This window comes from Actinotignum schaalii (genome assembly GCF_028864145.1).
Classification (GTDB): Bacteria; Actinomycetota; Actinomycetes; order Actinomycetales; family Actinomycetaceae; genus Actinotignum; species Actinotignum schaalii_B.
In genome coordinates, this window is record NZ_JARBHJ010000004.1 from 26,698 (window position 1) to 39,159 (window position 12,462).

Consider the following 12,462-nt stretch of genomic DNA (forward strand, 5'->3'; position numbering starts at 1 on the left):
AGAGCCGGTCCGTTGAGGAGGTCTCGCCCGCCGCGTGTTTCGGCATCGCAGTTTGTTACATGAGTGCGTCGCCGTGCTCGCGCGGATCGGCCGCTTCGCGCGCGCCAATAGTGCGTGCTGCGTTTACCGCCCGGCTCACCGCAGTGAACACAGGGGAGCTTGCTTGGCGTTCGTAGTTCGCTGCGCAATACGCCTTGTATTGTGCACGTACCTCGCTTGCGTCGTCGTTCCATGTCGGGTCGACGGCGTGGCAGTAGCGTGCGTCTTCTCGGTTGCCGAGGAGGAGCGCGCGCACCAGTTGTGCGCTGCCGCGCAAGCGTGCTTCGCGTGGTTTGTCTTCCCGATAAGCTGCGCTTGTTTCGGATCCGGGATACGCAAACAAGGACGCGCGATAACGGCTGGGCAGGAGCGCATCAACCTCGGGATCAAGGAACACTATCGTTCCCGCGCTCTCATAGGTTGCGGTTTCAATACCCGGGGCAAGCACCTCGACGTGTTCGGGTGTTTCACCCCGGTAGATGGGTGGAACATACCGCACAGGGATACTGAGATCTGCACTTTCTTCGGCGCTGTCTGCGGTCTCAAGCTCGCGTACATCAGGTACATCTGGCTCGTCTATAGCGGTGCGCCAGGTGGGCGCATAACCGTCGAGATAGGCGGAATCTTGGCGCGAACCGAGGAGGATTGCGCGTGCGACCTGGCCGCTACCCGCGACGTTGCCAGTCTGCGCAATATCCAGGTCTGGGTAGGCGAAGAGTACGGGGTCGCCAGGTTCAGGGAAGAGCCTTTGATACGGGACACCAACTTGCTGATTGCGGGCTTCGTCTAGGAAGGTCACGACGCTCTCACCGTACTTCGCAATGAATACACCGGGTGCGGCTTCAGTGAGAGCCGTGCGCTCGACGCCGTCGTAGAGAGTAGGGATGCTCGGCCGCATCGCGGCCGCTGGCTGTTCGTCGTCTACATGATCGGCGACGCCGCTAGTCACCTCCCCCACATCGCTTAGCGCGCTTTGCTCGCTGTGGTTATCGGTGGCCGCTAGCGTTCCACCTTCCCGCTGGCCCTCGTCGAGTGGGGTGCGGTGGACGAGGGGCTGCGCCACCGTTCCCGGTGCGTGAGTAAGCGGATCGGACATTGCTTCCAGCTCAACCAAGTCCGCCACAAACAAGTGGGTTTGCGCGTTGCTTGTTAGGCGCGTGAGGGCTTGGCCGTTTTGACTGCCAGCAACAATCCCCAACACCTCCCACATATACTCGCGTGACTCATATCTAGCGACGGCCGGGAGGGTTTGCCAATTCTCGATAGCGTCTATCGGGGTTGGTTTGGGTGGGAGGGGAATACGCGGCCAGGTAGCTAGCCCCTCGAAGAACCCCTCGTGACCTTCGTGTTTAATGCCTTCCCGGAACCGCGCCTCTTGTTCGCGGTGGGCTTTGGTGTCTCCTTGGTCTTCGAGGGCGAGAGTGATTTCTTTCGAACGGGTACGCACCGCCGCATATTCTGCCTCGTGTGGGAATTCTTTGGTAGAGAGTTCTTGTGCGCTTTGGGCTTCTTCCCGTAGGAACTCAAGGTTTTCTTTTTCTTCCTCAAGACGCTGCGGCAAAGATGCCACGAGGTTTTCTAGGCGTTGGATGAGACCACTTTGGCCGCGCTGCAAAATCGAGAGCGGGATACTGGCTCGTGGCCCATACCGCACATCTTTCAATTCTGTAGGCATGAAGACGATTGCCACATCGGAGACAACTCCCATCCGGCTTTCGGCCTCGACCCGCGCGATGTCAAGCTCGATACCGCCGAGTTCTATTCTCACCCCTTGCGGAACCGAGTAGGTACCTCCGGTGCGGCGTACATTCTCGATGGTGTAGGGGGAGATGCGAGCCGATACAGCCCGCGAGAGGGCTTGTGCGGCGGCCGCCCGCTCCGTATATGTGCCGTTCTCAATCCGTATTGAGAACCGATCCCCGCTCGTATCACGGATGTATTGCTGGAGGTGCTCCAGAGTGGCGATGGTTTGCTCGCTTGCTCGGATGCGTAAGCCTAGCGTGCGGGTGTCGTCAATGGCCCGGTTACGAGTCCTCTGCCAAGAAGAATGGAGCGCCTTGTATTTTTGCAAGGTCGCATCCACTTCGCACTTCTCGAGCAGGAGCGGGTTGCCAGTGGCGATGGCTTTCGCGCGTCCGGCTTCCATCTCCTCCGGCGAAACATCCTCAACAGACCGCGTGCCAGATTTGTTGGTCATGATCTGCGCGATCGAGCGCGCCTTACGCTCGTTGGTCTGCCACATATAGGCCGCAAAAGACCCCGTCACCACATACCTAAAGTTATAAACTTCTGGGTTTTCATTACCCTGGCGGACCATGCGCCCGTCTCGCTGGGTGATATCGGTGGGCCTCCACGGAACATCCAAATGATGCGTGGCAATACAACGCTTCTGCACGTTCGTACCCGTGCCCATTTTTTGGGTGGAGCCAATCAAAACCGCAACCCGACCCTCCCTACAATCCCGGAATAGCTCTTCTTTTTCGGGATTGTTTTTCGCTTCGTGGATGAACCTGACTGATCCTTCCGGTAGCCCCAGCCCGTATAGCTCACTGCGTAAGGCATCGTAGGTGTTCCAGCCGTCTTTGGGAGTGTCGTAGTCACAGAAGACCAACTGGAGAGCACCCGGGATAGCGGATTCTTCACCACCAACGCCGCTATAGCGGTTGTCTTTAGTCTGTTCCCAGATCCGGTAGATGTTACGGGCGGCGACTTCACTGACGGGGTGGTCGATAGGTGCACGGCCGCGCAGCCGTAGATCAAGCGCACCAAGCCGCCCGTCGGTGGAGAGTGCGAGCATGTTGTCGTTGCCGCTACTGCCCGCAGCGATGCGGTCCGCGCGGCGCGCGATATCGTCCATGAACGCCTTCATGTTTTCCCCGCCGTCGATAGAAACGATTTGCGGGGCACGCTCACCCTCGCTGTTCGGCGCAAGCAAAGGCACATTGAGGGATAACTCGGCGGATGTTTTGACGTCGGCCGCGATTCCCCACAGGCTCAGGAATTCGGGGAGGTTGTGGAAGCGGGAGATGCGGGTACGCATGCGGAATCCCCCGGAGGGTGAGATTTCTGCTTTACGTTCCGAGCGGGTGAACGTGGCGGCGAAAGCATCGAACGGCTCAATCCCCGCATCCTTCAAAACTCCGGGCGCGAGGTAGCGCATCATGGTGTGTGCCTCCGCGAGGCTGTTGGAGATGGGGGTGGCGGTGGCGAGCGTGCAGATATGCCCACCCGGATTCTTCGAGCGTAAATAGTGGAGTTTCATGTCCAGGTCGGCAGTATATTCATTGCCTTTGCCCGCGCCAACGCCCTCCAGTTTCGTGATGATCTGGAGGTTTTTGTAGCGGTGGGCCTCATCAGCGATGATGTAGTCGATGCCGGTTTCCTCAAAGGATATGCCCGGGTCGGTGGGGTGATCAAGCGCTTTTTTCAGGGAGCTTTCCAGTGACTTTATTTGGTTGGTCATATCTTGAATCGTGGAGGAAGAATCACTGGCCTTAATCGCTTCTTCCAGCTCATCAATGCGCGCCTCAATGTATTCGGCCTGGGTTTTATTTGAGCACCCCAATGCCTTGAATTGCTCGTGCGTCATGACGACGGCGTCCCAGTCGTTGGTGGCGACTTTCGCAACAAACTCACGCCGCCCGCTTTTGGTCAGATCATCCGGGGTAGCGGTGAGCACCCGGGCGGCCGGGTAGGTTTGCTGGAACTCCGAGGCAAACTGGTAAAGCACGTTCGCCGGCACCGCGATCACCGGTTTGTGGATGAGGCCGAGGCGTTTGAGTTCCATCGCCCCCATAATCATCGTTTTTGTCTTGCCTGCCCCAACCTGATGGAATAGCCCGACGGATTCTTGGTAGATCATGCGTGCCACGCCCGAGCGCTGATGCGAATACGGGGTGATGTCTTTCGCGAGACCGGGAAGCTTGAGCGCTTCGCCGGCTCCTGTGTAGTCGCGGGGTACAAAGGAATTGAACATCACGTTATAGCGGGCCTCAAGCCGTGCGGCGCGTTCGCCGTCTGCCCAGACCCAATCGGTGAACGCGGTGGCCATGTCTTCCATTTTCTGGGCGACGGCGGCGGTTTCGGCGCGGTCGATGAATTCTTCACCGTCAATGGTTTTTGATTTCACTGTGATAGGGCTGTGATTGAGAAGCGCCTCAAAAATCTGAGTGCCGCTACGGCGTTCCGTGTTCCATATGCGGCGGGCCGTTGGAGAGGGCTGGTAGCCATCCTGGACAGCTTTCCAGGCGCCCGTAACCGGGTTATAGCCCACTTGCCCAACGCGTTGCTGGTGCCACCCCATCACCACTTGAGAGTAAAAGTCGTGATGGTCTTTAACGCTGATCCAGGGTGCCCCGGGGCTGATCTCAATATCGGAGAGAGTGAGTGGTTCGGGCAGAGCCGCTTTGAGTGCCGCGATATTCTCGCTCATGCGGGCATCGGTTTCGAGCGCCGTTTCTGCGTCTACTAGCTTGGTGTGGATATTGCCCGATAGATAAGCAGTGCGCTCCATCAACTCATTGGTTTCCGGGTCGAAGAAGGTATGCTCGCGCAAACCGGCCATAACTTCCTCGCTGGTTTGGCCGGTGAGATAGCCAATGTATTCGGTATCGACGCGGCCTTTCTCAACCATACAGATAGCCAGACCATCCTCAATAGTGTCTGCGCCTAGGGGTTTGAAGGTGATGCCGATTTGGCGCCGCTCGAGAATCCCGGCCGGGCGTGCCATGCGGGTGTCTTTATCAAAGATTTCGATAGCCATGGTCAGGGCGGCGTCGGGGTCAGAGCGGAAAACACGGACTGCGGGTACGTCGATCCAGGAGAGTTTTTCTTCCCCTGTTTTCTTGTCCGTATACCAACGCTCCCGCTGGGAATTCAATGGCCCGAACCGTGCTACGTATTCTTCGTAGGCGGTTTTCAGGCGGTTGCGGGCTTGGGTGAGTGTGGGTGGGTTTTCCTGGGTTTGGGACTCAAACTCCACCAGTGCGCGCGTCTGGTCGCGTAAATCAAGGAGTGCGGTGAGCTGTTCGGTCGCGTTTTTCGCGATTCTGACAGGCGTATTGCCATTCACCGTGTAGCGCTCGAAGCCGGCCTCGGTTTTCGTGATGCGGCCGAGTTTTTGTTGGTCGACCGGGCGCAGCGCAATCTCGCCCTCGTAAGCATCACGGCGTGGGGTGAAGACAAGACCAGCAGCCCGCGCCTGGGAGGTGATCGTGGCGAGGGTGGTGGCAAGCTGCCCCTCCAGGGCATCTATATTGCCGGTCACGCTAAGCGCCGGGCCGTATTGGTTGGTGGTTTCTTCCCACCCCCCGAGCACGTGCTCGGTGTGGGTGTGGAAGTATTCGTTCACCGGAAACTCATTGCCGCCGATCTCGAGGAGTGGTGCGTATTCCCAGTCGAAAGGTTGAGGTTCTTCTCCTTTTTCACGGCGTCGGAAGATCAGGATGTCGGAGACGACATCCGTGCCAGCCATCGCTTCATGCGTGCCGGCCGGTAGGCGGACAGCACCCAACAGGTCGGCGCGTGCATATAGTTCGCGGCGAACTCCCGGGTTCTTCGCGTCCATCGTGTAGCGCGAGGTAAGCACCGCGACAATGCCACCGGGCCGCACCTGCGCTAACGCCTTACTGATGAAGTAGTTGTGAATAGTGTGGCCACCGGGGTTATAGACCGGGTCATACGGGCGGAAGCTACCAAAGGGCACGTTCCCGATAGCGGCATCAAAATAGCCAGCTTCGTCAAGGTCCGTGTCCGTATAAGACTCGTTCCTAATGTCGGCGTTTGGGTAGAGTCGGGCGGCGATAGTGGCCGGGGTCGGGTCTATTTCAACACCAATGATGCGGATAGTTTCCGGTGCGGTGCCGATGAACATACCGACGCCGCAGCCCGGTTCCACCACCCGTGCGCCTTCCTCTAAGCCGAGGGCGCTCAGTGCAGTCCACAAAGCGCGGGCGATGGCCGGGTTGGTGTAGTGGGCATTCGCTGTGGACTGTAACGCCCTCTTATAGGCGCTTTCGTCTACAAGCGATTGCAGGGTTTCGCGTTCGTGCTTGTAAGTGTCGGTACGGGTGTCGAAAAGCGCGGAGAGGCCTCCCCACCCGGAAAACCGCACCAAAACCTCTTGCTCGTCAGTGGTTGGGGTGCGTTCGCCTAGCTGGGTGAGGAGGCTTAGCGCGGCGAGGTTCGCCTCGATACGGGCTTTCTCACCGCGCGGACTGACCTGGTTGGTTAGTCGGTAAGCAGGCCGGCTTCTTTCAACTCGTTCGCCCAGCGTGCGTTGTCTCCCCGTTTCGGGTCCAGGCTCGCTGGCGCTAGCCCGATCATCGCTTCCTCGACTTTCTCCCACGTCAGTACGTACGGGTCGATATCCAGCATCGAATCCTGACTCTTGAACGCTTCCTTGAAGTCGGCCACCGTCAAGCTCGGTGATTTGTCCCCGCCCGTATCGAAGATGAATCGCATCACCCAATCCCAAGACATTCGCTCGACCCGGTTCTCGGCCTGCTCGATCATCTCGGCCCTCATCTCGGCTATCGCTTCCGGGTCCTCCAGCTGATCCCCGCGCAGCACCCAATCCGACATATCCCACCACTCCGTCATCCACTCCGAAGCGAGGATTGTCGGCAAAGGTTCGGGAAGGTCCTGATTCTTCCAAATCTCCAAGGATTCCTCGGCTTCGTACTCGTCCATGATCGCGGCCCGCTCGTATGCTGCTTCCATCCGGGCTGTCGCTGCCGCCGTCTGCCGGGCTGCTACTTGGTCGAGATAGTTCTCGCTGGCTGGCGGGTAGGCCGCTAGGAGTGCTTGCTCGAGCGCGTTCTGTGTCTCCAGCGTCGCTTCGTTGACGTTCGCTTCCAGTTGTTGGCGGGTTTCCTTGCTCATCGTTGTTTTCTCCTTGAGGGCTGGTTGTGTTGAGGTAGAAGGTGAGGTCGAAGAGGGCTTCTTGCCCACGCGAGATTTTTGTGCGTCGCACCATAGCTAAGTGTCTCCATCCTCCCGGGCATGGCCCGGGAATTGTTTTTTGGGGTCACTTAGCTAGTGGTTGTGCACTGCACAACGGATTTTGTGTTATGGGTTACGTGCTGCGGCCGCGATCAAAGGCGTGAACATCAAGATGATCAGTATCGGGAAGAGGATGGTCCACATAACCCCTCGCAAAATCCCGAAGAAAATACCGTGCATGTAAATCTGGTAGCCGAATACAAGGAAAAAGAACGCAAAGTAGATCGTCCAGCCCGTGCCGTAGTCTGCGGGAAGCGCAAAGGGAGCCGTGGCCGCAAACACCAGCCCGGTGATAAGAGCGCCGGTGCGGTAGTGGCGACGAATCCACGAAAACGTGCGCATGATTCGGCTCCTCGGGCGTGCCGGCTCCGGCAGATAGATGCTGGCGTCGTAGGTCGGGTACCCGTATGCCAGGTCCGGCGGCACCGGCGACACTTGGTAGTTGGTTGGTTGGTTCATTTTTCTGGTTCCCTTCTCCCCAAGGCTGGATGTGATACTATACTACAATAGACTTGCGAGGTTGCCCCTAACCTGCTATCTCATCGTTGCGATGTTGCTTACTCGCCAAGTTCCGTCTTCTTTCGTGAGAGTGAAGTTGTAGAAAGCCGTCACGGGGGTTCCCGTCCAGCCATTCTCGCTCGTCGGGGTGATGGTTACTTGGCGGTCGGCATAAGCGACATCGGCAGCTGCGGCTGGTGGGGCTTCTCCCCATAGCGGCTCGATCGCGATAGCCGTGTATGCGTCGTTGGTTTTGAGGGTTTCCCAGGCCGCTCCCCCACGCACCTGTGCTTCTTCGCTGGGTTGGAGTGAATGAGTGAGATAGGGACTGGCACGCTTATAGGCATCGAGCGGGCTGGCGTCCGTGCGCGAATCCTGGCATGAAAGCAAGAGCGCGACTGTGTCGGCGACGCTTTCCGCATCCGCCTCGTTGACGGTCGGGGCGTTTGTTAGGCAGCGTGGCATCAGTGCGGCCGGCGACGCCGGAGCAGGCATGGTCGGTGCTGTGTCGGGTTCGGGGTGGGTGCAGCCAGTGGCCACCGCAAGCACCAGCGTCGCAAATAAACCGATGGTTCTGATTTGTGTTGTCATTATGGGATCCTTAGTGCTTGCGGGAACATCTTGTCGGCTGCTTCGCCCCACCCGAGCGGGTAGGTATTCACACCATATCCGGGGGCTGCGTCAATAAATTCGCCATTACCGATATAGAGCGCGACGTGGGTGATGTAATCGACGGCTGGGTCAACGCTGGTTGATTGGAAAGCGAGAATATCTCCGGGTTGGAGGTGTGAGACATCGGCGGGCACATAGGTGCCACCAAACTGGGTAGCGCTGTAGAGTGCGTTTTCGCATTTACGCCGGGCCAGCGTCTCACCAGGAATACTCATCGGCAAATCAATGCCGCGGCCGTTCTTGAAGGCTGCCCAGACGAGTCCACAGCAGTCATAGCAGTCGGGTCCCATGCTCCCGCACGCCCCGCTGCCCTCCCCGCGGTAGGGTTTGCCGCGTTGGGAGATAGCCCAAGCAACAACGCTTGCGTTTGAGCCACCCGCGGCGGTGGGTGCGTAGCGAGTCGCCGCAAGGCTCTTGATTTTCTCTACATAGGCCATGGTTTCCGGGTAGGGCGGGATACCCCCGAACGACTGGACCGCACCAAGGCCGGCGTTGTATGCGGCCAGGGCGAGGTCGACGGGGTCGTCTTTCGCCTGCCCGCCTTCGACGAGGCCCCGCGTGCTGGTGAGGAGGTCACACATGTAATGCCCCTGGCTCCAGATAGCGTCTTGCGGGTTGTTGACATCGGCGACTCCGTCCCCGTCGCCGTCTTTACCGGCTACTGCCCAGGTGGTTGGCATGAATTGTGCGATGCCTTGTGCGCCTGCATGAGAGACTGCGGTGGGGTTCCAGTTTGATTCTGCTTCAATCTGCGCCGCGATCAAGGCCGGGGTAATGCCTTCACAAATACTCCCGGCCTTCGTGATGATGGCGGCGTATTCGGGTGGGATATTACTCGCAACCCCAGCAAGGCTCGCGCTGCCCTTAGAGTCACCACCCAGCAGAACGATCATGAGAGGCGCGAGCAAAGCGAGGACGGCAGCCGCGCCGATATAGATAGTACTTTTCACGAAAAGGCTCCTCTTAGTAGACCGTAATGGTTCCCGAATTCACAAGCCCGTCAGCGCTCACAGACCACGAATAGGTGCCCGGCTCCATAGTGATGCTGGCTTCGAAGAAGCCACTACCCGCGACGGTCTGGGAGCCGAGTGATAGGGAGCGACCGCCAACGGTCGCGTAGACCGAAACCGGGACCGCTCCGGTTGTGCTCACGTTCGCGCTGATGGTGACCGAACGGCCACTAGAGCTGGCGTTTGCGGCGAGGTCGGTGACGTAAGCAGGCTCGGGGACCGGTGCCGGTTCAGGAGCCGGTGCGGGTGCGGGCGGTTCTTCGACAGGCGCAGGCTGGTAGCCCGGTTGACGCTCTACTGGCTCTTCATGACCGCCTTGAGGCGCGCTCCCACCCTCACCCGTCGGGGGCGGCGGGGGTGCTGTATCTGCTGGCGGCGCTGGCACGGCCGGAGTTGCCGGCAAGGCTGGCGAAGGCGCTTCGGACGGAGCGCTCCGCGGGTGCGGCGTTGCCGTAACACTAGGCATTTCCGGGGCAGGCATAGCCTTGTCTTCATCGGTGCTAGCGAGGAGGAGTGCGAGGTATCCAGCCGCTAAAGCCAAGACCAAAGCCACAAGTGCAGCCAAGATTTTTATGAGACCGCGGCGTCTGTCGCCCTCCTTGTCATCACCGGAAGTAGCGTTTTCTTCCGCGGGTGCTGGAGGGATGGTGGGTGGGCGCTGAACCACCGGCAAACTCACCGTGTCCGTTAGGCGTGCCGAGCGGAGTTGATTGCTCAAACGCTGGTTTTCCGCCTCCAGCTCGCCAAGTTTGCGAGATTGTTCCGCGTTTTGTGCCTGTACTTTTTCCAGGGCGATACTGGCTGCTGCAAGCTCGGTGTGCAGATCCCGCACCTGACCAGCCACCGTGTTACGTTCGCGCTTCAAGCGGTCTTTATCCGCCTCAAGCGACTGGGCGTATTCGGCGCGCTCGTCCAACACCTGACTCAAACGAACCTGTTCTTCACGGGCCTGGGCAAGCTCAAGACGCAAGGATTCGACTTGTTCACCTGCCCCCGTTTGCGTCGCCTGGTTTTCCTTCATCTCACGCCGGAGTGCCTCCAATTCCTGGCGCTCGGCTGCGCGCGCGTCTCGCTCTGTGGCCAAGTCTTGCTCAGACTGCTGGAGAGCATTACTCAATTTCTCACGATCTTCTCCTTGCTGGGTTTCTAGCGCCTTTGCCCGGGCAGTCTCTTCTTCAAGCCGCCTCGAAAGCACAGATACCTGAACTTGGGCTTGCTCTAGCTGCCCAGCAAGCGCGTCGTTGGTATCCTTGAGTTTCTCGTTTTCTTCTTTTGCTTGGGCTAGATCTTGCTGACAGGCAGTGAGGGCTTCACGGGTCACCTCGGCATCACTGAGTGCTTGCTGCAAAGTTTGGACTTGCTCTTCAAGTTCACCCACCCGACCGTGTGCCGCGTCCAGCTCATTACGCGCTCCTGCCAGTTCGGTTTCTAGCGCCGAGCTAGATGCCTGAGCCTGCTGTAAAGCAAGGTTATGTGCGGCTACTTGTTCTTCCCACGCAACCTTTTCGTTCGCGTAACGTGTTTGGAGGTCTGCGTATTCTTGACGGACCTGACGAACCTCTAACTCAAGGCTGTCGCGTTGCTCTTCGGCTTGTGTTGCTGCACGCTGAGCACTTTCAAGGCTCGATTGCAGACCCTCAAGCTGAGCAACTAAATACTCGCTCTCATGCTCGTCGACGGCGTGAGCATTTCTGAGTATTTCACACTCTGCCTCGAGACTTCGTTTTTCTAGGAGCAGGCTGGCGTATTCCCGCTCAAGGAGACGCAAACGCCCATCTTCTAACGTGCCCACAGGTGCGGGCGGAGCGGCGTCAGTAGTTTCCGAGTGTACTGGGACTTCTGACGACGAAGCACCCTGGCCCACGGCCGTATCCGCCGGCGGTGCTGGCACGGCTGGCACGGCTGGCACGGCTGGCACGGCTGGCACGGCTGGCACGGCTGGCACGGACGATACTTCCAGACTCCATTCCTGGCCGTCAATACGGATATGCCCGCCCGGGGAGACAACGGCGGTAGCGCCGTTGTCGAGGTTGATTGTGATTGGGGCATGGAGCGCCATGCTCGCGGCGGCTTCCAACCGCGCGGTATCAGCCTTAGATAACTGCATCACTCCTCCTCTGTTTCAGGTTCGCCTGGCCTGTAGCTGCGCCAGGTTCCATCTTTTTCGTGCTGTTTCTGGCGGGCCATGAAGCTAGCAAGTAACTTCCATCCGGCATCGCGGTCCATGCCAGCGTGGCTGGCGGTGCTGGCATCGCTGGCAGTGCCAGCAGATACGGCAGATGTCTCGTTGCCGGCGTTGCTGGCCTGGTTTTCTTCTGGCTGCATTACTTGCCCACCTCCACGGGAACGTCGGCGGCCGGCTGTGCATCTGGAATGTTTAGGTCAGCCAGGGTTGGGGTTTCATCAAGAAATTCGCGGATGTAAATTCGGTGCTTCTCGCAGGCGAGATTCATGCCCCGCGCGTGCTGGTAGGTCGCGTAGCTCTCGCGTGAGTTCTGCCAGGCTTCCCACGCAAGCTCACTATCGTCGTGCTCGTAAGCAAACTCTTGCTCTTGTCGGGCTTCTTCGTATGCTTCGTAAGCATCGTGTGCTTCGCGCTCGTATTCCCGCCCCTTACGGAAAAGCAAATCGAGCATTTGGCCCGCGAACTGCTCGCGGGTGGCCGCGATAATCGCTTCAGGCGTGAGTTCCATTTATTCACTCACCTCCTCAGAGGCGCAATTGCTTGGCTGATCATCTGGGATGGTCAGGTCAGCCAGGGAGGGTGCTTTGGCGAGGATTTCGCGGATGTAGGTCTTGTGTTTCTCGCAGGCGAGGTCCATGCCTTTTAGATGCTGGTAGGTCGCGTAAGCATCCCACGCAGGGGAGTTTTCGTCGTGGCGGTAGGTGCCGCCTGTTTCTTCTCTGGCTTCCTCATATTCTTCATAGGCGGTGCCCGCCCCGCGATCGTATTCCTCGCCTTTATGAGAAAGACGAGCGAGCATTTCGCTTGCTAGGTGCTGGCGCGCGGCGGTAATAATGCGGCCGGTCCATACCTCGAAAACGGTGTCGGCGTCGCTGGTGAGTTTCCCGGTGACTTCGGTCATGTCGTACTCGGTTTCGCTCAACCCTTGTTTTTCCAGGCTTTCTAGCCCGGCTTTGATTACCGCTTGTCGGACTGCGTAGCGGACATCATGAGTGGTTAGTTTCGAGGATGCATCCAGGTAGTACATGGAGGTTCTTCCTTTCAAGAATCAAGGTT

The 12,462-nt window shown here is 58.7% G+C and carries 9 protein-coding genes; all 9 read right to left on the bottom strand.

Features of this window, described 5'->3' with window-relative positions; translation table 11 throughout:
* Window positions 1-55: 55 nt before the first annotated feature.
* On the bottom strand, window positions 56-6,385 hold the full coding sequence (locus tag PWJ82_RS01535; RefSeq protein ID WP_274735009.1) for a helicase-related protein: 6,330 nt from the start codon (window positions 6,383-6,385) through the stop codon (window positions 56-58).
* On the bottom strand, window positions 6,268-6,921 hold the full coding sequence (locus PWJ82_RS01540) for a hypothetical protein (RefSeq protein WP_274735010.1): 654 nt from the start codon (window positions 6,919-6,921) through the stop codon (window positions 6,268-6,270). Before PWJ82_RS01540 ends, PWJ82_RS01535 begins: the two co-directional genes overlap by 118 nt.
* A 186-nt stretch (window positions 6,922-7,107) precedes the next feature.
* On the bottom strand, window positions 7,108-7,500 hold the full coding sequence (locus tag PWJ82_RS01545) for a hypothetical protein (RefSeq protein ID WP_274735011.1): 393 nt from the start codon (window positions 7,498-7,500) through the stop codon (window positions 7,108-7,110).
* A 75-nt stretch (window positions 7,501-7,575) separates the two neighbouring features.
* Window positions 7,576-8,130 (bottom strand): hypothetical protein, encoded by a 555-nt coding sequence (locus PWJ82_RS01550; RefSeq protein WP_274735013.1) that lies wholly within the window; start codon window positions 8,128-8,130, stop codon window positions 7,576-7,578.
* Complete coding sequence (locus PWJ82_RS01555) at window positions 8,130-9,161, bottom strand: transglycosylase SLT domain-containing protein (RefSeq protein ID WP_274735014.1); 1,032 nt, start codon at window positions 9,159-9,161, stop codon at window positions 8,130-8,132. The genes PWJ82_RS01550 and PWJ82_RS01555 overlap by 1 nt, the downstream gene beginning before the upstream one ends.
* Window positions 9,162-9,174: 13 nt before the next feature.
* Complete coding sequence (locus PWJ82_RS01560; protein ID WP_274735015.1) at window positions 9,175-11,328, bottom strand: hypothetical protein; 2,154 nt, start codon at window positions 11,326-11,328, stop codon at window positions 9,175-9,177.
* The gene (locus PWJ82_RS01565) at window positions 11,328-11,546 is read right to left on the bottom strand and encodes a hypothetical protein (protein WP_274735016.1); all 219 of its coding nucleotides are present in this window, start codon (window positions 11,544-11,546) and stop codon (window positions 11,328-11,330) included. Before PWJ82_RS01565 ends, PWJ82_RS01560 begins: the two co-directional genes overlap by 1 nt.
* Window positions 11,546-11,914 (bottom strand): hypothetical protein, encoded by a 369-nt coding sequence (locus tag PWJ82_RS01570; protein WP_274735018.1) that lies wholly within the window; start codon window positions 11,912-11,914, stop codon window positions 11,546-11,548. The genes PWJ82_RS01565 and PWJ82_RS01570 overlap by 1 nt, the downstream gene beginning before the upstream one ends.
* The gene (locus PWJ82_RS01575) at window positions 11,915-12,451 is read right to left on the bottom strand and encodes a hypothetical protein (RefSeq protein ID WP_274735019.1); all 537 of its coding nucleotides are present in this window, start codon (window positions 12,449-12,451) and stop codon (window positions 11,915-11,917) included. It abuts the gene before it with no gap.
* Between the last annotated feature and the right edge of the window lie 11 nt (window positions 12,452-12,462).

Bases quoted from the DNA above. Each gene is read 5' to 3' on its own strand.
- PWJ82_RS01540 (WP_274735010.1), bottom strand. From the start codon at position 6,921: ATGAGCAAGGAAACCCGCCAACAACTGGAAGCGAACGTCAACGAAGCG.
- PWJ82_RS01545 (WP_274735011.1), bottom strand. From the start codon at position 7,500: ATGAACCAACCAACCAACTACCAAGTGTCGCCGGTGCCGCCGGACCTG.
- PWJ82_RS01550 (WP_274735013.1), bottom strand. From the start codon at position 8,130: ATGACAACACAAATCAGAACCATCGGTTTATTTGCGACGCTGGTGCTT.
- PWJ82_RS01560 (WP_274735015.1), bottom strand. From the start codon at position 11,328: ATGCAGTTATCTAAGGCTGATACCGCGCGGTTGGAAGCCGCCGCGAGC.
- PWJ82_RS01565 (WP_274735016.1), bottom strand. From the start codon at position 11,546: ATGCAGCCAGAAGAAAACCAGGCCAGCAACGCCGGCAACGAGACATCT.
- PWJ82_RS01570 (WP_274735018.1), bottom strand. From the start codon at position 11,914: ATGGAACTCACGCCTGAAGCGATTATCGCGGCCACCCGCGAGCAGTTC.